Genomic DNA, 22287 nt, shown 5'->3' with positions numbered 1-22287 from the left:
AATCCTATGCCACGAATCTAACCATATCTGTTTGCTTGATATCATCTTTATTCCGAACGGCTTTGATTTCAATTTTATTTTGTCTTTCAAGATCCAACAACTGTTGGTAGATAAGCTCTATCTCTCCCGTGCTCGTTCCATCTTTGACCCCACAAAGCTGGAACAACCGCTGAGATTCAAGCCATCCATCTGCCTCTTTCAGGGCATCGAGAACTGTTTTTGCCATTTTGGAAATCTCTGTTTTCTTGCGAGAAACTTTTTTACGTACCACCTTCGGCTGAGCTGCCCGCTCTGCTTTGATGCGTTCAAGGAGCACAGAAGCTGGTTCGTCTTCAGGGTCTTGCGGCACCAACTCACCGCGAAACGCTTTGGCGAGGATTTTTTCATCTAGCCTATCCACCAGATGCAACGCCCGCTTAGCCTCGATAGCTAGTCGGTCGATTTTCGCAAACGCCGCCTCAATACAGGTAACAATTTCTTTTTGCTTAAGAAGGGAAGGTAGTTTCAATTCGAAGCATTTTAATTGCTTCAAATTAATGCGCGGCCGTGTCGCCCCATGCACTAGGTCTTTCAAAATTTCGTAGGTTGTTGAGCTGCCAAGCTGATACATAACAAATCTAGAATCCGTTTGTGCTTCATCTAGCCTGATACAAAAGCAATCAGCTTTATTGATTGCATTGTTGTCAAGTTCCTTCGGCACCTGACAAACGCGAACCTCTTCATCTACAAACGAAGAAAATAATATGTCACCGCATTTTAAAATGTGCTTAGCAAGCGTCTGGAACTTCGCGTTACTAACATACGTCTCTTTTTCCATCTTAAAAAACAAATGACCAATATTCTCAAGCCTAACGACCCGATGGCCAGCGTCTGTATAGTCAGCAGTCTTCAGGCTAGAACCAAATGGACCATCGAAAGTTTTCTCAGCAACAGACGCAATATCGGCACGTCGCCAATCAGCCGTCAGCTCCCCGCTGAAGGCCTTTTTGAGGATGGCCTGTTTGTAGCGTTTGGTGAGGGTGTCGATGCGGGCAAGGTTCTCCCGCGCTATACGGGATTTTTCCGTCAGACTCTCGATCTTCGCCACAATCCGCTTCTGCTCAGCGAGGGGAGGGAGAGGAACGAGCAATTTCTTAAGTTTTGCACCTGAAATACGTTTACGCGTGGTGCCGCTAGATTGCGACTCAATTTCCTTGCGAAGATTAGGAGAATTGATTGTATTAACTACCCACTCTGGCAGTGCACCGTCTGCAGAAGCTCTCCATATCTGTACATCTACAACTGTAACAGCTGATTGTCCCACATCAGGAAAGATACAAGCACGACCTAGAGGATCCGGCATCCGAGCAATCAGCACATCCCCTTTCTGCAGAAAGGTGCAATTTAACATTTCAGCGTTGTCTGACGTCATGAAACGAGAGGATTTATCTTTGAAGAATCCATCACCAATATCAGCTAACTGAATTAAGCGAACGTCGCCATTCGGATCTTGATCTTTGCTCTCCACCCAATCGCCGTCTGTAACTAAGCTTTTGGAGCCGGAGATTAACTCCAACTCAGCGTCAACCCAACCCGCTGGAAGTTCACTCATAGCTCCGCCTCCACAGCATCAGCCCCTTCTTCCAACTCGGCAGAGAGTGCTTCAATCTCGGTCATAGCAGCAGTGAGATGCCCGAGGATTGCGGCAGCGATGTCTTCTGGCTCGCTCAGGCCTTCTTCCTGTTCTTCCTCATCATCCTGCAGCCATTTGATGTCCAGATTATCACCGCGTGCAGCGATCTCATCACGGGTGAAGCAGCGGAAACGGCCTTCCTCGCCTTCATCTACCCGCTTTGCACCGCCATTTGCATCAGCCCCATAAGCTTTCACAAACTCGGCAAAATGGTCTTCAGTCAACGGGCTGGTTTTGCCAAACTGAGGCATCTGGTTGCGCAGATCATAAACCCAGAGCTTCTGCGTCTGATCAGTTTTCAGGGTGGCCAGCTCAACCGCCGCGCTCTTTTGCAAGAAGATCACATTAGTCTTTACCCCTTGAGCGTAGAAAATACCTGTCGGCAGGCGCAGGATGGTATGCACGTTACATTGCTGCATCATCATTTGGCGCAGGGCTTTGCCTTTGCCATCTTCAAATAGCACATTATCAGGAATAACGATGGCCGCACGACCACCGGGCTTTAAGCCTCTGATGCAGTGTTCCACAAACGGTAGCTGATAGCTGGAAACATTGGCCGTCTCGGAAAGATCATCTCGCGTTGGCTTGCCCCCTGCAGGACCAAACGGCGGATTGGTGAGGATCACATCCACCTTATTCTTGCACATAGCCTCCCCATCTGGAGAAAGCGTATCACCTGCCAGAATATGGCCAGTATCAAAGTCGTGCAGGTAAAGGTTCATGAGCAACAGGCGATAGGTATCTCGCACGTTTTCCATGCCATGGAAGGCCTGCTCCTTTTGAAACTTCGCCCCCACTTCGCCCAGATCATAATAGCCATCTGTGCGTGCTTTCATGAAACGGTCTGCAGCAATCAAAAAGCCTCCTGTGCCCGTTGCCGGGTCCTGAATACGCTCGCCCGGTTGCGGCTGCATCAGGTCAACAATCACATCAATCAGCACACGCGGCGTAAAATACTGCCCTGCCCCTTTTTTGGTCTCTTCCGCATTCTTTTGAAGAAGTCCTTCATAAAGGTCACCAAACTGATCACGCTCAATATCGTACCAGTCCAGCTTATCAATCTCTGTTACCAGCTTATTCAGATTAACCGGGTCACGCAGAAAGGTGGCTGAGTTTTCAAAGATGTCCTGCACCATCTTCGGGATTTTTTTGGATTTTTTGTAGGCTGCTTTTTCTTCATCTACGGCTGTTTCGTGCGGCTTTCGAAGCAACTCATCGTCTTTGCCCAAGCGGGAGGAAGTGGTTCCAAGGGTGGTAAGCAGATCGCGGTAAAGCTCCAACTGAGGGAGACCATCCGTTTTCACCAAATCCACCCAACGCATGCCGGTTGGAACAGCTCCTTCCTCCTTCTCTTTTTCCTGCATCATTTTGAGGAACAGGAGATAGGTCAGCTCTGTCACATACTGCTGATAAGTGATGCCGTCTTTACGCAGAACGGAACACAAGCGCCAGAGCTTCTGGACGATACTATTGGTATTCATGGATTATGGCTTCCAGTTGGAGCTTATTTTGATTTGCTATGCAGATTGATTATGCTGCCGAAGAAGTCCAGATAGCCTCGTTGATTTCCTGCAGGACATCACCAAGTTTCCCGTCAAACTCTTTCGAGATACGTTTAAACCCACCCTTATCCTGAAACACACCCTGATTAAGCAAGGACGGGTCAGCAACAGGCTTATCTTTCAGCGCTCGGCCAATACGGCGCAACCACTGAATTTGGTTAGATTTCCAATCTCGCGAGCCAATAATCTTCTCAATGGCGTTTTCCACTCGCGTTGCATACGGCACCAACGGATCACCCAGCGCAGCTTGTCGCACATACCCTATGATGTGGGCAGCAATATCCGCATTACGAGCACGGCCATAAGCGGCCCTGAGCATAGGCTCAGAAAAATGCGCTTCATCCAATTGAGCTGCTAGGTCTGTCAGTTCCTTGCGGGTGAGATTGCGCGGCTTTTGCGTGACAGCTACCATCGCTGGAATACTATTCATATTTTCACGCACATAGGTCTCAAAGCTCTCGATATAGCTTTCCGGTGTGGCGTTGTCTCCAAATACTTCACGAATATGAAGCAACTGATCTTCATGATAAGAAATCGCCACACCATTCTTCAGCGGGTCTTTCTTCACCGGAGCACGAACGAGGTTTTCCAATGCACGAGGATGCTTGTTCAGCCAGTCTTTCACCTCCGCGCCTGATTTGCGCGATAGGTCATTGATGACAGTATCAGCCTCACCGCCCACAGCGCTATCCAGCGCCTCCCGCTCCGCTTCATCCATGCGTTTTGCAAGTGCCCGCATTTTCACCACAACCTGCCCGGCAACCCAGTTCTGCTCTTCCGCATTGGGAGCACGATCCAAATCTGCAATGAGCTCAGCCAATGGCATATTGGGCTTTACAACCACCGGACGCATGTCACTCATTTGCTGAAGTTCAGCATACAGATCCACCGCATCAAAAATGCGGAAGTTCTGCTTGCCGATTTCAGGGCAAAGCCGCGTTGCCCGGCCAATCATCTGGTCATACAGAATGCGGCTTTTCACCCGGCGCACAAACACCAGATTAGCAAGAACAGGGATATCAACGCCAGTGGTGAGAAGATCCACTGTGACGACATATTTAGGCAGCGGATCATTACGGAATTTCTTGATAAGCCCCTTAGCGTCGCGCACAGAGCCGGTAATTTTCATCACCATATCATTGTGAAGGTCGCCGTATTCCTCGCGCAATTCTTCCTTCAACAGTCGCACGATGTCATCGGCATGAGTATCCGTGGCAGCAAAAATCAATGTTTTGCCCGGCGCATCGGGCGCAATTTCATTGGCGACAGACTGACAGACAATGCGGTTGAAATTCTCTGAGTAAACGCGGCGATTGAATTTCGCGAGATCGTATTCCAGCTCAACTTCATCAGGCAGATTGTGAAGTGTGACTTCGCCCGTGTGACGATCCACAATTTCCACCTCTTCGCCACCGTTGAACGTAATGCCAGCTTCTGCCAGCGCGGTGGTGATGCGCTTTGGTGGTAGGTGATCAATCAAGAAACCTTCAACCACAGCCTGACGATAACCATAAGAATATGATGGTTTTTCACAGTCAAATATCTGTAGCGTATGCAACGCTGGTGTAGCAGTCAGGCCAACTTTTACAGCATCAAAATAGCTGAGCACATTGCGATAAGCGGATTCATAGGCAGAAACATCACGATAATCTTCCTCGCCCTCTTTCAGATCTGCATCCAGCGTGTAGCCTCTGTGCGCTTCATCAATAACAATGCAATCATACATCCCCGGAGTAAGGCGCTCCTTGGGGTCTTCTGTAATGTTAATGCGAGCCACAAGCGATTGTACCGTAGCGACGTGTATTTGAGTGGCATCATCAGGTAGTTTCTGATCAAGCCCAGCCACATTATAAATCTGAGAGAACTTATAAAAGCCCTCAAACTCCGTTGTATTGAGAGCATCAGTCGTCTGATCTCCCAAGGCGGTGCGATCAACCAGAAAAAGAATACGCTTGAAACGCTTTGTTTTCAGCAGGCGATACATAAGCGCGATACAGGTTCGCGTTTTGCCCGTACCCGTTGCCATTGCAACCAACACGGATCGCTTTCCAGCTGCGATTTCTTTTTCAACCGCATCAATAGCTTCTTCTTGGTAAGGTCGCAGGCTAGTCTGCCCAAAAGCCTCTTCAGCAAGCGCATTATTGGCCTGCTCTGTATTCTGCTTTAACTTATCGGTTAAATCTTTGGGTGAAAACCAACTAGGCAACGCACTTGCATGATTGGTGTGCAAGCGAACATCTCTAAACCAGATACCAGATTTAGTTTTGAACTGCCGGACAAAAGGACGACCATTACTCGCAAAGATGAAGGGCACTAGGTAGGGTTCATCAAGCCCATGCTGCCAAGGCGCATCTATAAGCAGTTGCTTGGCCTCTAGTTTGATCTTGTGTGCGTATTCATCAGCCTGTTGTAATACACTGGGGACATCAGCAGATTGCCGTTTTGCCTCAACAAGCCCAACGCATTCAAGGCCAACAAACAAAGCATAGTCAACACGCCCGCCCTCAGTTGGCCATTCAGCAATTGCTTGGTTCCGCCCCTTCTCTGGTCGAGCTCCCGATGAATAGCGAAGAGTAGAAGTATCAGCTTCCCAGCCAGCATCCTGCAACTGACGGTCAATCAACTTGCGTGTATCATTCTCGTTTAGCTCAAGCTTTGCAGCTGCATTCTGCGCAAGCGTCTTAAGCTTTTGCAACTGTTGCTCGGTTTGCTCTTCAGCTTCTGCTTGAAGCTTTGCAATAGCTTTTTCGAGTTCAGAATTTTGCTTTTCAAGATCACTAAGAGACCTAACTGCTCGCTCGGCTTCCTGACGAACTTGATCAAGCTCCGCAGCTCTTTCCTCATCGTTCTTTGCCAATTTTGTTAGGCGGTCCTCAAACACCTTCGATTGTTCTTTATAGTCGGCGATTTCTGCAGCAAGCTCGACAGATAATACCTTTGGTGCTTTGGGTACAATGAATGGCGGTGGCTCATAATTTACATCAGGCCCGTAGCTGCGTTGATACCAGACCCCTAGCACCATACAAAATTTGAGCGAAGTGAGCGCTTGGCTAGACGTTCCCTCAACGCCATGGGCAGCATCGTTCCCAGGCTTTCGAACGGCACGGAAAAGATCAGCAACTTGCTTGGGCAAAATCCCATCACGGCTCAATCGGTTAAGGAGCGCAAAAGCAGTTTCTTTGTCTTCTGCTCGATAGGCAGCTGCACGAGCTGCCACATCCTTCACCATAAACTCTGTATACTGTCGTGTTTTAATAAGGCAGGTATTCGCATCCAGAGCAAACACCTGCTCTGCAACCATGCCAAGGCGACACAGATCAAAGTTGAGGGTTTTTAGGTGAAGAAAATTTGACTGTGACATCATGAGCACCAAAAAACGGATATGAATCAATAATATAAATTAATATGCTCAATCACGATCTACAACCTATTATTGCAAGTTTGAGTAAACTCTCACTCTCCTGCCTTCAACCCCGCCTCTATCCGCTCCCCAACCGTTTCTGAGAGCACCCGTATCGGATGAGCATCATGGTTCACATAGCGGTTGGTGATGGTCACGTTGCGGTGGCGCAGAAGATGGCTGATGAGGAAAGCGTTGCTACCTGATTGCGCAGCAAATGTACCAACCGTATGGCGTAGATCATGAATGCGCACATCTGGAATGTCAGCATGATGGCGCACGCGCTGCCATGCGTTTTCCACCAGCTCCTTTGTAATATGCCTTGTAGGATCGTTTATACGAGCAAGAACATAGGGAGAGCCGTCTAAGCGCGGTATATCGGAGAGGATGTCGAGCACATTCCCACTAACCGGGTGAGGTTTGCGGCCATCACCTTTCTTTGAAGGCAAGGCAATTGCCCCTTCATCAAAGTCTACATGCTTCCATTCAAGAGAAGCGATCTCCATCAGCCGCGCACCTGTGTAGAGGAGTAGCTTAAGGCAGTAGAGCGCCATCGGGTTCACGGGTGTCCGCCGTTTCTCAATATCGTTGCGCAGATGCTTTGTGTGTTCCGGCTTGGCCTTGATGATCCACGGGAGCCCTTCTTTCTCTGCAAGTTCCAGCGTCTTACCTAAACGCTGTAACTCATCCCCGGATAGGAACCGGTCCCGTTCGTTTTCCTTGTAACGCTTCACCAACCGCACCGGGTTGCTGTGTTCAGGCCTCAAGCCCCACACCTCCGCCAGATTAAACGCCTTGGAAATGATCGCGAGCACATGATTTGCTTGTCGCGGTGTCCTGCGCATAGAGCGATGTAGTTTAGAGATATCCTGCCGAGTGACTGAGGCCAGCTTCGCTTTGCCCAAAGGCTTGCGCACACAGCGTTCAAGAATACGCCGTATCTCAACAGCCGACTTAGGTTTGTTGTGAACTTCAACATGCTCACTCAGATACATGTCCAGCAGATCATCAACAGTCGGCGCATTGCGAATGATCTTGCGATTAACGGTCGGGTCTTCCCCATTACGCACCTTGGCCAGAACATCGACAGCCAGCCCCCTCGCCTGATCTGGTGTTAGCTCCCCGTATTTTCCGAGGGTCATCCGGCGAGAGCGCCCTTCGAGTGTGCGATATTGGACGATGAAGGTTTTGCGCCCGGTCGGCATCACCTGCAGTCCAAATCCCGAGAGCTTACCGTCCCAGACGAAGTACTTCTTCGCCGTTGGCTTGGCTGCTTCAACCGACCGTTTGGTAACATTGGGCATCAGACAAAACTCTCCCGCTGACAGCCCATGACAAGAACCGCCATCCGTGCGAAAATAGAAGTTAAAAGTAGTCCCCGATTACTGCTGTTTCTGACGGCCTGACAGCTTGTGACGACCTTTTGGGCTTTTCTAATGGCCCTATGCAAAACACGGCCTTACCCCTTAATAGATCGCTTGCGCTATGCCTGCCGTTTTTGTCAGCATATTGTAAGCAAATGTACGAGTTTCGCAGCGAAATGCAAGGTAGGCAGGAGCAAATAATTTTCTACAACTCATTGATTCATAGTACTGAATCGTAGTAGAGTGTAAGTGGACGTGAGTTGCAAATTGCAACTTGTAATCAGGGGGTCGCAGGTTCAATTCCTGCTGCTAGCACCTTCGTTTCTCTCTTGATTTATCAAGAGAATTCCAAAGCCTCCCGGAGGAGGCTTTTTTGCTTTTCTGAAATGAGCTCACCCATCCAAACCAATCGGATCACTGTCAAACGACAGACCAGGGACAAGAGTAACAGAACCGTCCTTTTCTTTCTTTGCTGCCAGTGACAGATACAAAGTTCCCGTGGAACCCACATCCATGATGGCGAAGAGGTAGGGGTTGTCGGGAGTTCCCAATCCTATGGGATGGTCCAGCCGACCTGTTGCGAGGCCAACCAGTGCGGCTCCCCATGCTTTTAGAGTTTTGCGATCGCCAGCAACTTTTTGGACCCAGTTCTCAATGGTCTCAGGCACATCACCGCCATTTGCGATCAGCGAGAGCCAGTCGATTGCAGGCACTTCACCCAGATCTCCAACATGGCCACCAAAACCGATAGCTGGAAAAAGAAGCGGGTTCCATTTACTGAATTCCTCAGCAGCATTTTCAGCCTTATCACTGCTGCCTTTCTTCAAGGCCTGTAATGCATCTTTTAGGCAACCGTTGAGATCTTTGCTGACGGTTTTTAGCTGCTTACGCAATTGAGCAACTGGATCTTTCAACCAATCTTTGTTGAGCTTGTATTCTACGGGGTCTTTTCCCTCAGGAAGAAGTAGCCCAACCAGAAGTCCAAACTCCAGAGTTGCAGCATCCAGCTCATCGGCTCCTATTGTTTTTTTCATACCAAACTCCTCACAGTATCTGCGTTAAAACACTTGTGAGGAATGACGAGAGCTTAGTGACTGCGTGAATATCTGGACTTGTAGAACTCAGTAGATGGTTAAGGAATGAGAAACCCATCAGCATGTTGGCCGCTGATGAAGCCGTTAAAATTCTCATAGAACTTTCGGGCACGGTTTAGGCATCGACTTACCTCAACTCCAACGGACAACGCTCAATACCTCATTTTATGGCTAGATAATAATTACATATCGCCACAGGCACGACCGCATGCTCCCCCAGAACGAGGAGACCTGTAATGAGCTTAGAAAACCCAAACACTGGTGAAGATGTAAATGCGCTTGAAGGGATTATGAGTACCTATCACTCAGAAATCGCAGACAACACAATCTTGCTGGCAGAACTGGCCAAACTGAAAGATTTTCTGGAACACAGTGGCCAACATTCTCTCAAAGAGCGCGTACAGGTCTTTGACCATATTCTGGAAGAACTTCAGGAAAACTCCGGCGATCACCTTCGTATGACAGAAGAGAGCCCTCAACTGGATCACCACGAAGTAGAAGCCAACCGGCATCTGGATGAACAGGAAACCTTAAGAGACGCGCTGAACAGGTTCGGTTCTCGCTACCTGAACTGACTTCAGCGCAAAGCACTCAAAAGCATCACCAATTAAGGAGTGCTGCGTACGCCCCAGCACGTAGCACGGCAGTTTTAATTTGACCGTCCCTTCCCTTCGTATCATGCCTGAAAGCAAGACGGAGGCAATCATGCATGTGCTGCGAGATCTGATTTTACAAAATGAAAACACCCTCATAGACCGCATATTCTTTTATGCCAAAAGTCAGGGTTACACGCAGTACACAGCCACACTGCGGGAGGCATGGCGCATATCAGTTGAAGGTCTCTCAAAATCCATCGTCAAAGCGATGGAGTCTTATGACACCCCCCCTGAAATTGATGTCAGCTCCGATTTCTCCAGCCACCCTTTCGCTGCATTTGGTGTAGAGCAAGCCAAGAGCCATCGGTCCAGAGGTGTAACACTGGGCTACTTCCTCGGTCTGACAAAGTACTACCGCAGCGCCTATCTGGACCTGCTGGAAACACAAGGGTTTTCAGAGGTAGATTGTGCCAGATATCGCGCCTACTTATTGCGTTACTTCGATTTCATGGAACTTGGGTTTTCGACGGAATGGAGTGGTGTTGCCGAAGATAAAAAACTGCACGAGGCTTATGAAGAAAACCGCCGTATCACCAATGAGAAGAACAAGTATCTCACCATCCTGGAAAGCCTGAGCGACCCCATCGTATTGATGGATGAAAGTGGCCAGGTCAATGACCTCAACTATGCTGCTCAGGCCGTTTTTTGTGGGTTGCAAAACACGAAGGTCAAATACGTCAATGCAGCCACACGTGAGCTGCTGACAAACCAGCTACTGCCTTATCTGCCGCAGAAGCTGGAAAGCTGCTATACAGACATCACGCTGGACACCGCGATAGGTCCACGCGTTTTTGATATCCGCGCCCAACATATCGTCGACTTCAGCCGCAAGTTTCCCGGGATGATCCTCATCCTGAATGATGTCACCGACCATAAAAAAGCCAAGGAAGAAGCTGAAGCCGCGAATAGTGCCAAGTCCACCTTCCTTGCCTCCATGAGCCACGAAATCAGAACACCGCTAAACGGAGTGCTTGGACTAGCCGATCTCCTCAAGGACACGAACCTCAAGCCAGAACAGCACCGCTATCTGGATGGCATCATCTCCTCCGGTGAAATGCTGCGCTCAATCCTCAATGATGTACTGGATTACTCCAAGGTGGAAGCAGGCTCGCTGGAGCTGGAGGCCGTTGATTTCAAGATCAGACAAGTCATCCAACAGGTTGTTGACCTCACCCAACAAGACGCTGAAACCAAAGGACTACAGCTTCACATAGAGGTACATCCGCAGGTTCCAGAAATACTGCGGGCTGATCCCACCAAGATCAGGCAGATCCTGTTGAATTTCGTCAGCAATGCCATCAAGTTTACCAGTAAAGGTTCCATCACCATCGGCGTGCATATTCCTGAAAGCAAGATCCGACAGACAAGATGTCTTCAGATCATGGTGACGGATACTGGAGTGGGTCTGCCCACCGGAGATCACAGCTACCTGTTTGAACCATTTGTACAGCAAAACGCCGCAATCAATCGCTTGTTTGGAGGAACTGGTCTCGGTCTTGCAATCTCAAAACGGCTGGTCAACGCGATGGGTGGTGAAATTGGTTGTCGATCTAATCAAACTCAGGGCGCTAGCTTCCACTTCACCATTCCGTTTTATGAAGCGGATCAGACTGTCAGCGTCATTGAAGATAAGCAAGAGACCTGGAAGCCAAAGAAGTTGAAAATCTTGCTTGTTGAAGACAACAAGGTCAATCAGTTGGTCACTGAAGGCTTTCTTGAAAAGGCAGGACATGGATGTAGCACAGTCGGCAGCGGTGAAGACGCATTGGCCCAGTTGCACGAACACCGTTTTGATTTGGTGCTCATGGATAACCGTATGCCCGGTCTGAGCGGCACAGATACCATCGCCCGCATCCGAGCCTCTCACTACCACCATATTTCCAACATTCCCGTTATTGTACAAAGCGCCTGCATCTTCCTGGCTGACATCGAGAAGAGCTTCACTGCTGGTGCCGATGGGTTCCTTGGCAAGCCGTATTCTCAAGAAGACCTTGAGGATGCCATCGCCTCCTGCCTCTCTGACAGAGCCATGTTTGCACGTAAATCCAGACAGACATTGCAGGAGCAACCTACAGAACTCATTGATACAACGGTGTTACGTGGTCACTTCGAAATGTTGGGAGAAACACGTGCTAAACGCATTGTCGATGCATATATGCAAGCGTCGCGTTTCATCATTCCAGAGCTGCGAAACCACATCGCAACCCAAAACTTCTCCAAGATCAGAGACAAGGCACATAGCATGAAGGGCGCGTCCCATAATGTGGGTCTCATTCATACCGCTAATCTCGCAGAGCAGTTGGAACAGGCAGCTCAAAACAAGGAAAAACACAAAATTATGGAGATCTTCAGCGCACTGGAGGTGACCTATACAGCCTCAAAGCACAAGCTGAACGAAACCTGGCTCAATTGCCTGACGAAAGCACCGGCAAGCGCATAAGCGTCTTCAGTACGCACCTGTAAACACATAGCCAACGCCATGCACAGTCATGATCAAAGTCGGGTCTTTGGGGTTCGCTTCGATCTTACGGCGCAACCGGCCAATCAGCACATCAACAGTACGGTCGCTTGGATCCCATTCCCGATGGTTCAGGTGATCCAACAGATTATCACGGGTGAGTACACGGCCTTTGTTCTCAACCAGCGCTGAGAGCAGCTCAAACTCGCCACGTGTTAAACGAACATCCTCTCCCTCAGGAGATTGAAGCCCGCGCTTGTCCAAGTCCAGAACCCAGCCTGAGAAACTCAACACGCGCTCATCAACAGCGACAGGCACCCGCCCTGCCTTCACCCGGCGCAGCAAATTTTTGGAACGTGCTAACAGCTCACGCGGGTTGAACGGCTTGATCACATAGTCGTCAGCTTCCATTTCAAGCGCAACAATCCGGTCCACATCATCCGTTCGGCCTGTTACCATGATGATCCCGACGTCAGACTTCTTTCGCACGTCCTTCAAAAGCGTTAGGCCATCATCATCTGGCAGACGAATATCAAGCATAATCAGGTCCACATCACCACCAGCAAAAACCGAGCGCATTTGCGCGCCGTCTTCTGCTTCAGAAACACGGTATCCTTCGGTCTCAAAATATCCGGAAAGTGCCACGCGGCTGGTCAGGTCATCATCAACGACCAGTATATGTGCCTTATTTGTCATATGCTTGTTGTCGGCTTGTGTGTTTACATCATGTTTACACCATTCTACACCCCGTTCATATTTCCTCCAAACGCTATTTACAACCTTAGTCTAATTCTCTGAGCATTGAACGGACCGATTTGTCCGAGAGTGCAAAAGAGATAGAAGATGAATATCTGGCGACTCCTGCGGACGAAAACCGCAATATTTCCAATAAGCTTATTACTGTTCGGCACATTTGCAGGTGGCGTCGTGTTCTGGGGCGGCTTCCATACCGCAATGGATTACACCAACACTCTGGAGTTCTGCGTCTCGTGTCATGAAATGCGCAGCACGGTCTACGAGGAGTACAAGAAGTCTCCGCACTTCTCGAATGCATCAGGCGTTCAGGCAGTCTGTTCAGATTGCCACGTGCCCAAAGAAACTTACCCAAAGATCATTCGCAAGATCGAAGCTGCCAAAGAGGTCTACTCTAAACTTACCGGCAAAATCGACACCAAGGAGAAATTTGAAGCCCATCGCCTGACCATGGCCAAGAGTGTCTGGGCAGAGATGGAAGCCAACGACTCTCAGCAGTGCCGCAACTGCCACAAGCAAGCTTCCATGGACTTCGCCAAGCAGCATCCCAAAGCCTCTGAAACCATGCAGAAGGGTTTCAAGGACGGCGAGACCTGCATCTCCTGTCACAAAGGCATTGCCCACAAACTGCCGGACATGTCTCAGGGCTACAAAGCTTTGTATGACGAGCTCAAAGCCCTGTCAGTAAGCGAAGGTGCAAGCGCAGATCATCTGTACGCCATCACCAGCAAACCTTTCTTCGTTGAACAGTCAAAAGCGGAAAGTAACGGCAAAAGCGACGGTCGCATTCTGGGCGGAACCGATGTCGCCGTTCTGGAGCGCAGCGGCAATCTTCTCAAAGTGCGCATCGCCGGTTGGCAGCAAGATCAGGTGGACCGCGTGATCTATGCCCTTCGAGGCCAGCGCATCTTCTCTGCCACTGTCGGTAAAAAGGTCATCGATAAAATCAAACGCCTAAAAACCGAGGTGGATCCGGACACAGAACTCACCTGGCATCAGGTACAGATCGACACTTGGGTCTCAAAGGAAAATCTGATTTCAAACGGAGATCAGCTCTGGACCTACACCAGGGAGATGTACAGTGCCGCCTGCTCAACATGCCATGGCCTGCGCGATCCCGAGCACTTCCTTGCCAACCAGTGGATCGGCTCCCTCAAAGCCATGAAGCGCTTCATCTCACTGGACAAAGAACAATACCGCATCCTGCAAAAGTACCTGCAACTCAACGCAAAAGACACAGGTGGGAGTGAAGCTCATGGGTAAGCACGAAACCATCACTCTTTCCAACAGCGACAGATCTCTGGTTTACCGCTGGCTGGCAAGTTTCTTCACCAGTGAAGCGAAAATCGAAACTCTGGAGAGCTATAGCTCTCCAGAAGGACGGGCGCTTCTGGATGTCTTCTCACAAGCACCGGCACTCACATCATTTACAGGTGAGCTTGCCAAGCTGACAGAGCTTCCCGTTGAGAGTTATCAGAGCAAGGTGCTCGATCTGGCAACCGCATATTCTCGTCTGTTTCTGGGTGTTGGCGGTCAACACTCTGCCCCTCCTTACGAGTCCGCCTATTACAACGAAAAAGGCACGCTCTTCCAAAAGCCAACAGCAGACATGGACAAGATCCTTCAGGATCTGGGTATCTCCATTGAGAATTCAATGAAAGAACCCGCCGATCACCTCGGCGTTCAACTCAACGTACTGGCAGAGTACATCGACCGCGAAGCTCTGGCAGAAGCCAATGGCGATCATGAGACCGCATACACCTCACATCAGAACCAGATCTGGTTCCTCTCGAACCATCTTCTGAACTGGGTGCCCTCTTTTTGCGAGAGCTGTAAGCGCTTTGACAAGTCAGATTTTTACAAAGAACTGGCCAATGCCCTCAGCGCCTGGCTTGCCATGGATCTTGCTCACTTGAATGAGGCAAAGACCACCACCTGACCAACTCCATTTACAACCTGTTTACTCGATTTTACATCCCGTTCAATCAACGCGCGAACCACGTTTACACGCAGTGACTACGGTGAATCTCAAGAGAAAACAGGCTGTTTTCATCGAGCAACTCGCTCAACTCATCGATTGTCTGCCAAAATAAAAGGACAGCAGAGATGTCGAAAATCATTGCAAACTATACGTCTCGCCGTAGTTTCCTGAAAGGCGCATCCGCACTGGGCGCTTTGGGTGTATTGGCTCCATCCATCTTCTCACCGCGCTTTGCACAAGCAGCCGTCAACGGAGAAGTTCTCTCCGGTTGTCACTGGGGTGCATTCCGTGCAGTGGTTAAAGATGGACGCTGGACCGAAGTTAAGCCTTGGGAGCAGGATCCACATCCTAGTCATCAGCTGGCTGGTGTCATGGACTCCGTCTACTCACCATCCCGCATCAAATATCCAATGGTCCGCCGTGCCTACCTTGAAAAAAGCCGTGGTGCAGACGTTGAAGACCGTGGCAGCAACGATTTTGTGCGCGTCAGCTGGGACAAAGCGCTCGACCTTGTTGCACAAGAACTCAAATACGCCAAAGCAACTCACGGCCCACGTAGCGTCTTCACCGGCACTTATGGCTGGAAGAGCGCTGGCAAAATCCATAACAGCCGCAGCCTGTTGCGCCGCCTGATCAACCGCGGCCTGCAAATGCCAAACGTGACTCACACAGGCGACTACTCAACCGGTGCCTCTCAGGTGATCATGCCGCATGTTATGGGCACACTGGAAGTCTACGAACAGCAGACAGTCTGGCCCGTTGTTGTCGACAACACAGAAGTACTGGTCGTTTGGGGTGCAGACCCAATCAAGACCAACCAGATCGACTGGCTCATCGCAGATCATGACAGCTACACCTACCTTGAAGAGTTCAAGAAGATCGGCAAAAAAGTCATCTGTATCGACCCACTGAAATCCAAAACTGCAGAGTTCATGGATGCAGAATGGGTGCAGGTCAAACCACAAACCGATGTGGCTTTGATGCTCGGCATGGCACACACACTCTTTGTTGAAGAGCTGTACGATGTCGACTTCATGGACGAGTACACCGCAGGTTTCGAAAAGTTCCTGCCATATCTGACTGGTGAGACAGATCAGACACCAAAATCAGCTGAATGGGCCTCAGAAATCTGCGGTGTCCCGGCAGACAAAATCAAGGAACTCGCACGCCTGTTCATGGGCAATCGCACCATGCTCACCAGCGGCTGGTCCCTGCAACGTCAGCACCACGGTGAGCAACCACACTGGATGCTGGTCACACTGGCTTCCATGCTGGGTCAGATCGGCCTGCCAGGCGGCGGCTTCGGTCTCTCCTATCACTACTCCAACGGCGGCACACCAACCTCCGACGGCCCTGCCCTGTCTGGCATGAACGATGGCGGCGCAATGGAAGGCTCTGTCTCCATTCCTGTGGCACGCGTTGTTGAAATGCTGGAGCGTCCGGGCGAGGAATACGACTTCAACGGCACCCGCTATACCTTCCCGGATATCAAGATTGCTTACTGGGCTGGCGGCAACCCATTCCATCACCATCAAGACCGTAACCGTATGATCAAGGCCTGGCAGAAACTGGAAACAGTGATCGTTCAGGACTACCAGTGGACAGCAACAGCACGCTTCGCAGACATCGTTCTTCCGGCAGCATCTGCTTATGAACGCAATGACATTGAAGCGATGGGCTCCTACTCCAACAAAGCAACTGTCGCGATGAAGAAGATCGTTGATCCTGTCTTCGAAGCCCGCAGTGAATACGACATCTTTGTTGATCTGGCAGACCGCCTTGGTAACAAAGAAGCATACACTGACGGTCGTGACGAAATGGACTGGGTCCGTCACTACTACGAACAGGCTCAAAAACAGGCAGCAAGCAAGAACCTTGAAATGCCTGAGTTCGAGAAGTTCTGGGAAGACGGCATCGTCGTTCATCCCGTCTCACAGGCAGCGAAGGAATATGTCCGCTACGCCGACTTCCGCGAAGATCCTCTTCTGGAACCGCTGGGCACTCCAACTGGCAAGATCGAGATTTACTCCAAAAACATCGAGAAAATGGGTTACGACGACTGTCCTCCACACCCAATGTGGATGGAACCGCTCGAACGCCTCGATGGTCCGGATGCTAAGTTCCCGGTTCACGTCAACACAGGTCATCCAAACGATCGCTTGCACTCTCAGCTCTGCGGAACAGTCCTTCGTGAAGGCTATGCAGTTGCTGACCGCGAGCCATGCATGATCAACCCGAAAGACGCAGAAGCTCGTGGCATCAAGTCCGGTGACGTCATCCGCATCTTCAATGATCGTGGCCAGACACTGGCTGGCGCAATCGTCAGCGAAGACATCATGCCAAGCGTCATTCGCCTTTACGAAGGTGCTTGGTACGATCCTGTCGAAGGCGGCAAAGTCGGCAGTCTCTGCGCTTATGGTGACGTTAACACCCTTACGCCAGACCTTGGTACATCCAAGCTGGCACAGGGCAACTGCGGTCACACCGTCATCGCAGACTTTGAGAAATTCCACGGTGATCTGCCAGAAGTCAAAGTCTTCACCGCTCCAAAGAACGGGTAAATCAGGAACCAAATCAACACCGAAAGGCTGCCACGTGCAGCCTTTTTTTTTTGCATAATCCCAGCATTTTAGTCTATGTTTAGAGCCGTCTATCAGCCTTCAATAACTGCCATCACATAGCATTCAGGCTAGAAAACACGAGTATGCTAGAACCATCTATGAAATAGTCTTGCGGGGAAATGATGACAGAAAAACAACAGAATACATCAGCCCATACCAAAGAAAAAATGGCGCGGCGCTATGACGACGATCATGAGCACAAGCATGATAAAGATCGGCAGGAGTATGAGCGCGGCCAGAAAAGCCATCCGGAAACCCAACATGGTGGTGACCCGGAGGGCCACAAACACCCACACAAGCACCGCCCAGGCAAAAGTCATTCGGACGACGGCCATCACCACGCGAAAATGCATGACCATAAAGAGCACACCAGAGAGCATCATAAGAAAGACGAGCATTGATCTCTGGCTATAGGTTCTCACAAAAACACCCCGACCATTTCTGATCGGGGTGTTTTTTATTCTCAGATTGTCAGCTGTATCAGCTACCCAGCAGACCGTTCAGTATCTCCCAGGCACCGGCCAACGGAGCCATAAACCGCGTGGCCAAGGTCAAAAAATTCAACCAAACTAATACAGCAAAGTAGTTCAGCCATCCACCAAGCATCACCCAGACAACCGCCAGCGGAGCGACGATCCGCATGATCCATGTGAAGGCGCCCATCCACTTGAAGGTCAAAGATCCGTCGTTGCTCAACTCTTTGCCCATCTTCTCAAGCACAACCCAACCAGCAAACAGCGAGGTCAGAATACCACCGATTGGCAGGGTGTAGTTGTCAACCGCATAGACCATCAGGTCGAAGAAGTTCATGTCGAACAGCTTGTACTCGCCCCAGACACCCAGAGCCAGTGAACATGGCACGCCGATCAGGAAGATCACAATGCCCACCACAATAGCAGACCACTTGCGCTCAATGCCGTATTCCTCTGCAAAGTAAGCCACCGGAATAGCCAACAAAGAGATGGAAGAGGTCAGGGCTGCAATCAGCAACATAGCGAAGAAGATGATCTGAAACAGATAACCACCAATCATCTCGCCAAACACAGCTGGCAGAGTGATGAAGGTGAGGCCCGGACCTGCACCTGGATCCATGCCGAAGGCAAATACAGCTGGCAGAACCAGCAGGCCACCCAGCACACCAACCAGCGCTGCTAGGAACACGACCCAGCAAGACGCATTCGGAATGTCTGCATCCTTATCCAGATAGGAACCGTAGGTGATCATCGCGCCCATACCCAGCGACAGACTGAAGAACGCCTGACCAAGAGCTGCACGTAGCATCTCGCCATTCACCTGCGACCAGTCAGGCACGAGGAAGAACTCAATACCTTCCCAGGCACCCGGCAGGGTCACACTGCGCACCACCAGAACCATCAGGAGGATGAACAGCAATGGCATCAGGACTTTAACGGAACGCTCAATACCCTGGGCCACACCTGCGATCACAATCCCCATGGTCAACACCATGAATGCACCATGATAGAAGATTGGCTCCCATACAGCAGAGACCAGACCACCAAACTGGGCTTCCAAAAGCTCAGGCTGTGCAGATTCAATGGTGCCAGCGATACTCTTCACCAGATACGCGATCGTCCAGCCGCCAACAACGGAGTAGAAGGATAGGATCAGGAACCCCGTGATCACCCCAATTACACCCGTAACTGACCACAAGCGGCCACCCAGCGCGCGGAACGCACCAACAGGGTTCATCTTCGCTGAACGACCAATGGCAATCTCTGCCATGATCAGCGCTGCGCCGATGGTTGCCATGATGACAAGATAGACCACCAGAAAGGCGCCACCGCCCTGTGTGCCTGCCAGGTATGGGAATTTCCAGATGTTACCAAGACCGACCGCAGACCCTGCGGCAGCCATAATGAAGCCGAAGCGGCTTCCCCATTGCTCACGTTTCATTTTTTGTTATTGCCAATCAACATGTGATGGTTTGTTTCAATCAAGCGCAAAAGCTTGAAATGAATTCGTTGTTCCAGCTCTTTTGATGAAATCTTTAGCCTTGTTGACCTGACAGATTGTCGCAGGTAATTTCCCTTACCTCAAAAAATATGCGTTTTTGACAGCTGCACTTAATGGGCGAATTCAAAATATAGTCACATACACCCATAATTCACCATCAAACAATGAAACTAATTATAAAATACACATATATTGGCTGATCATACCACTTATTACGTTAACCACGCGACAGCAACGCAACTTCCTGCCACCACATCCAGCCCACAAGTTTTTTCGTCGCAGGCTCTGCTCACGCACCGCACCAACACAGTTCAGACACAAAAAAGCACCGCTCAAACGGTGCTTCTTTCTCTCGTTGGGACGGTGATAAGGCCTTATTCCTGAGGCCAACGTCCCCTTACACTGCGATACCTGGCCTGCTTTTCCTCGTCCAGACATACCATCTCACGCGGCAATCTGGCATTCATGGAATGCACCCAATAGCGCTTCAGCTGCCTCAACATAACCCTGTTCCTTATCAAGACCATCTCGGGTGAAGGGACTATGCCCAACAGGCACATTCTCCTCCCTCTTCCGGCCCAGATTAAGTCAAACTACGGATGACCATAAAACAGCATTAAAAAAGGCCACCAAAACTGGCGGCCTTTTCATTGTTTTTGAGCGAAGCTTTATGCTCCGAAGATGGAATGGACCATCACCCAGATGATCGCAAGCGGTGCAACCACACGGCACATCCACTTCCATGCTGTCAGGTAAGCAAACGGACGTTCACCGTTATTGGTCACTTCCGCAGCAAACTTGTCATAGCTCACCCAACCAGCAACCAGACAGGTCGCAATCGCGCCAAGTGGCAGGAAGTAGTTGTCAGTGAGGTAGCCAAGGAAGTCGAAGATGTTCAGTTCGAAGAACGTGATATCGCCCCACACGCCCAGCGCCAGAGAACTTGGAACACCAAACAGGAAGATCACAATACCAACCCAGATGGTGGCCGCCTTACGACCAACATTGAACTCTTCACAGATGAACGCAACCACAACCTGCAGCAAGGAGATTGCTGAGGTGATCGCAGCCACAAACAGCAATACGAAGAAGCAAAGCTGAATGAACATACCGAACGGCAGCTCAGCAAAGATCGCTGGCAGTGTGATGAAGGTCAGTCCTGGGCCTGCAGCCGGATCCATGTTGAACGCAAACACCGCTGGCAGAATAAGAAAGCCAGCCAGAACAGCGACCAGAAGATCAAGGCCAACAACCCAAAGGGCTGCGTTTGGAATACTCTCTTTGTTACCCAGATAAGAACCATAGGTGATCAAAGCACCCATACCCAGAGACAGCGTGAAGAACGCCTGCCCCAGAGCTGCGGCAACCATGTCCGCATTCAGGTGAGACCAATCAGGAACGAGGAAGTACTCAACACCTGCCATTGCCCCATCAAGAGTCAGAGACCGGATAACCAGCAAAGCCAGCAGAACAAACAAAAGAGGCATCATGATCTTCGATGCCTTTTCGATGCCGCCGGTAATACCGTTGATCACGATCAGCACGCCAATCGCCATAAAGGCAGCGTGATAAATGATCGGCTCAACTGCATCTGTCACCAGCGCACCAAAGTGTCCCTCAAATTCCGCACCGGAATAGCCAGAGAAGCCACCGGTGATTGTCTTAACCACGTAGGCGATGGTCCAGCCACCAACAACGGAATAAAACGAGAGAATAAGAAATGCGGTCAAAACCGCCATGAGACCAAAAATTGACCAGCCTGCGCCACCAACACGTCTGAACGCGCTGAACGGATTGGCCTGAGCCTGACGGCCCAGCGCAATCTCCGCGATCATCACGCATACGCCGATCGCGATCAAAAACGCAACATAGACAATGAGGAACGCCCCGCCGCCTTCCGCGCCAACCAAATATGGAAATTTCCAGATATTACCTAATCCAACCGCTGAACCTGCAGCAGCCAGAATGAAGCCGATACGACTTCCCCAATGCTCTCGTTGCATGTGACCTGAGCCATTCTTGTTGATTTTGCTTAAGTGTATTTTTGAAATCAACTTTCACAAGTTGCCCGATTCTAGCAATATAACGCTAGAGATACACCCCTTTTATGCAACAGAGTTTCTCATATATGACCATCAGGTGTCACGATACCTATAAAAGTGTAATACTGATTACTACGCGGCATTTGGTGAGATTAACTCAACAAGATAAGTAGTATTGATTACTTTAGACATGCAGCAATCAATACTACCAGTGATATATCTTATACTCAATTACACTTAGCACAAGAGTTCGGCCACAGTGTCGTATTGCAAAGAGACTGGATGTTGCTGACGATTGCATCCGCACCAACAGCTTTTGCACTCTGACAAGCACCGTTTGCATTGCCCACGGACAACTTGCCATTAGAGACCACAGACAGCGGAAAACTCATGTTGGTGCGTTGATAAACCAGCGAGTTCTGACCGCACTTGATCATCGGCATAGGGCCATCTGCACTGTTTCCATCCGCATACAGCACATCACCGCGATTACAGTACTGTGTCATGGGCGGAGTAACCTGGTTGGAACTCCCCTGAGCATAGCCTTCAGAGGCAACCATGAAAGGAACGGCCAATAGAAGGCCGAGACACAAAAAGTTACGCATTTTTCTTCCTTCTTGTTTGGTCCCACCCATACAAAATCATGGCAGGACACTGATAAGGACGAAACATCCGCACAGATGTGAAAGAAAAGGCTGCTGAGCCGAACC

The 22287-nt window shown here is 50.0% G+C and carries 15 protein-coding genes; 6 read left to right on the top strand and 9 right to left on the bottom strand.

Annotation, left to right across the window (positions count from 1 at the left end):
* Positions 1-4 precede the first annotated feature (4 nt).
* The 5 genes from PsW64_RS14730 to PsW64_RS14710 form a co-directional block, all read right to left on the bottom strand.
* The gene (locus PsW64_RS14730; protein ID WP_063304094.1) at positions 5-1591 is read right to left on the bottom strand and encodes a restriction endonuclease subunit S; all 1587 of its coding nucleotides are present in this window, start codon (positions 1589-1591) and stop codon (positions 5-7) included.
* Positions 1588-3153: a class I SAM-dependent DNA methyltransferase gene (locus tag PsW64_RS14725; protein ID WP_063304093.1), complete on the bottom strand. Its 1566-nt coding sequence runs from the start codon at positions 3151-3153 to the stop codon at positions 1588-1590. The genes PsW64_RS14730 and PsW64_RS14725 overlap by 4 nt, the downstream gene beginning before the upstream one ends.
* Before the next feature lie 49 nt (positions 3154-3202).
* Positions 3203-6595, bottom strand: a complete 3393-nt coding sequence (gene hsdR / locus PsW64_RS14720; protein WP_208980801.1) for a type I restriction-modification system endonuclease — start codon at positions 6593-6595, stop codon at positions 3203-3205.
* A 92-nt stretch (positions 6596-6687) separates the two neighbouring features.
* Positions 6688-7938 carry a tyrosine-type recombinase/integrase gene (locus PsW64_RS14715; RefSeq protein WP_063304092.1) on the bottom strand — a complete coding sequence of 417 codons (1251 nt, stop codon included), beginning with the start codon at positions 7936-7938 and terminating at the stop codon, positions 6688-6690.
* Positions 7939-8390: 452 nt separating this feature from the next.
* Entirely contained in the window at positions 8391-9032 is a 642-nt protein-coding gene (locus PsW64_RS14710; protein ID WP_063304091.1) for a hypothetical protein, read from the bottom strand.
* 296 nt (positions 9033-9328) lie between these two features.
* Here PsW64_RS14710 and PsW64_RS14705 point away from each other — a divergent pair, with 296 nt between their 5' ends.
* On the top strand, positions 9329-9667 hold the full coding sequence (locus PsW64_RS14705) for a hypothetical protein (RefSeq protein WP_063304090.1): 339 nt from the start codon (positions 9329-9331) through the stop codon (positions 9665-9667).
* Between the two features lie 130 nt (positions 9668-9797).
* The gene (locus PsW64_RS14700; protein ID WP_063304089.1) at positions 9798-12188 is read left to right on the top strand and encodes an ATP-binding protein; all 2391 of its coding nucleotides are present in this window, start codon (positions 9798-9800) and stop codon (positions 12186-12188) included.
* A 6-nt stretch (positions 12189-12194) separates the two neighbouring features.
* Here the strand turns inward: PsW64_RS14700 and PsW64_RS14695 are convergent, their stop codons facing one another.
* Positions 12195-12902, bottom strand: a complete 708-nt coding sequence (locus PsW64_RS14695) for a response regulator (RefSeq protein ID WP_063304088.1) — start codon at positions 12900-12902, stop codon at positions 12195-12197.
* A 147-nt stretch (positions 12903-13049) separates the two neighbouring features.
* Here PsW64_RS14695 and PsW64_RS14690 point away from each other — a divergent pair, with 147 nt between their 5' ends.
* From PsW64_RS14690 to PsW64_RS27160, 4 genes are all read left to right on the top strand, one after another.
* Positions 13050-14222: a NapC/NirT family cytochrome c gene (locus PsW64_RS14690; protein ID WP_063304087.1), complete on the top strand. Its 1173-nt coding sequence runs from the start codon at positions 13050-13052 to the stop codon at positions 14220-14222.
* Positions 14215-14898: a molecular chaperone TorD gene (torD, locus tag PsW64_RS14685; RefSeq protein WP_063304086.1), complete on the top strand. Its 684-nt coding sequence runs from the start codon at positions 14215-14217 to the stop codon at positions 14896-14898. Before PsW64_RS14690 ends, torD begins: the two co-directional genes overlap by 8 nt.
* Positions 14899-15065: 167 nt before the next feature.
* Positions 15066-17501 carry a trimethylamine-N-oxide reductase TorA gene (torA, locus tag PsW64_RS14680; protein WP_063304085.1) on the top strand — a complete coding sequence of 812 codons (2436 nt, stop codon included), beginning with the start codon at positions 15066-15068 and terminating at the stop codon, positions 17499-17501.
* A gap of 182 nt (positions 17502-17683) precedes the next feature.
* Positions 17684-17962 carry a hypothetical protein gene (locus tag PsW64_RS27160; protein ID WP_082827057.1) on the top strand — a complete coding sequence of 93 codons (279 nt, stop codon included), beginning with the start codon at positions 17684-17686 and terminating at the stop codon, positions 17960-17962.
* Between the two features lie 79 nt (positions 17963-18041).
* On the opposite strand, the gene PsW64_RS14670 is transcribed toward PsW64_RS27160, so the two are convergent.
* The 3 genes from PsW64_RS14670 to PsW64_RS14660 form a co-directional block, all read right to left on the bottom strand.
* Positions 18042-19475 (bottom strand): sodium-dependent transporter, encoded by a 1434-nt coding sequence (locus tag PsW64_RS14670; protein WP_208980800.1) that lies wholly within the window; start codon positions 19473-19475, stop codon positions 18042-18044.
* Positions 19476-20203: 728 nt separating this feature from the next.
* Positions 20204-21538 (bottom strand): sodium-dependent transporter, encoded by a 1335-nt coding sequence (locus PsW64_RS14665; protein ID WP_063304083.1) that lies wholly within the window; start codon positions 21536-21538, stop codon positions 20204-20206.
* A gap of 266 nt (positions 21539-21804) precedes the next feature.
* On the bottom strand, positions 21805-22182 hold the full coding sequence (locus PsW64_RS14660; protein ID WP_063304082.1) for a hypothetical protein: 378 nt from the start codon (positions 22180-22182) through the stop codon (positions 21805-21807).
* Positions 22183-22287: the final 105 nt, after the last annotated feature.

The organism is Pseudovibrio sp. W64 (genome assembly GCF_001623145.1).
Lineage (GTDB): Bacteria > Pseudomonadota > Alphaproteobacteria > Rhizobiales > Stappiaceae > Pseudovibrio.
The sequence above is the reverse complement of the archived record's forward strand: the minus strand, read 5'-3'. Positions and strand labels throughout refer to the sequence as shown.

Bases quoted from the DNA above. Each gene is read 5' to 3' on its own strand.
- PsW64_RS14660 (WP_063304082.1), bottom strand. From the start codon at position 22,182: ATGCGTAACTTTTTGTGTCTCGGCCTTCTATTGGCCGTTCCTTTCATG.
- torA (WP_063304085.1), top strand. From the start codon at position 15,066: ATGTCGAAAATCATTGCAAACTATACGTCTCGCCGTAGTTTCCTGAAA.
- PsW64_RS14690 (WP_063304087.1), top strand. From the start codon at position 13,050: ATGAATATCTGGCGACTCCTGCGGACGAAAACCGCAATATTTCCAATA.
- PsW64_RS27160 (WP_082827057.1), top strand. From the start codon at position 17,684: ATGACAGAAAAACAACAGAATACATCAGCCCATACCAAAGAAAAAATG.
- PsW64_RS14725 (WP_063304093.1), bottom strand. From the start codon at position 3,153: ATGAATACCAATAGTATCGTCCAGAAGCTCTGGCGCTTGTGTTCCGTT.
- hsdR (WP_208980801.1), bottom strand. From the start codon at position 6,595: ATGTCACAGTCAAATTTTCTTCACCTAAAAACCCTCAACTTTGATCTG.
- PsW64_RS14665 (WP_063304083.1), bottom strand. From the start codon at position 21,538: ATGCAACGAGAGCATTGGGGAAGTCGTATCGGCTTCATTCTGGCTGCT.
- PsW64_RS14700 (WP_063304089.1), top strand. From the start codon at position 9,798: ATGCATGTGCTGCGAGATCTGATTTTACAAAATGAAAACACCCTCATA.
- PsW64_RS14670 (WP_208980800.1), bottom strand. From the start codon at position 19,475: ATGAAACGTGAGCAATGGGGAAGCCGCTTCGGCTTCATTATGGCTGCC.
- PsW64_RS14695 (WP_063304088.1), bottom strand. From the start codon at position 12,902: ATGACAAATAAGGCACATATACTGGTCGTTGATGATGACCTGACCAGC.
- torD (WP_063304086.1), top strand. From the start codon at position 14,215: ATGGGTAAGCACGAAACCATCACTCTTTCCAACAGCGACAGATCTCTG.
- PsW64_RS14730 (WP_063304094.1), bottom strand. From the start codon at position 1,591: ATGAGTGAACTTCCAGCGGGTTGGGTTGACGCTGAGTTGGAGTTAATC.
- PsW64_RS14705 (WP_063304090.1), top strand. From the start codon at position 9,329: ATGAGCTTAGAAAACCCAAACACTGGTGAAGATGTAAATGCGCTTGAA.
- PsW64_RS14715 (WP_063304092.1), bottom strand. From the start codon at position 7,938: ATGCCCAATGTTACCAAACGGTCGGTTGAAGCAGCCAAGCCAACGGCG.
- PsW64_RS14710 (WP_063304091.1), bottom strand. From the start codon at position 9,032: ATGAAAAAAACAATAGGAGCCGATGAGCTGGATGCTGCAACTCTGGAG.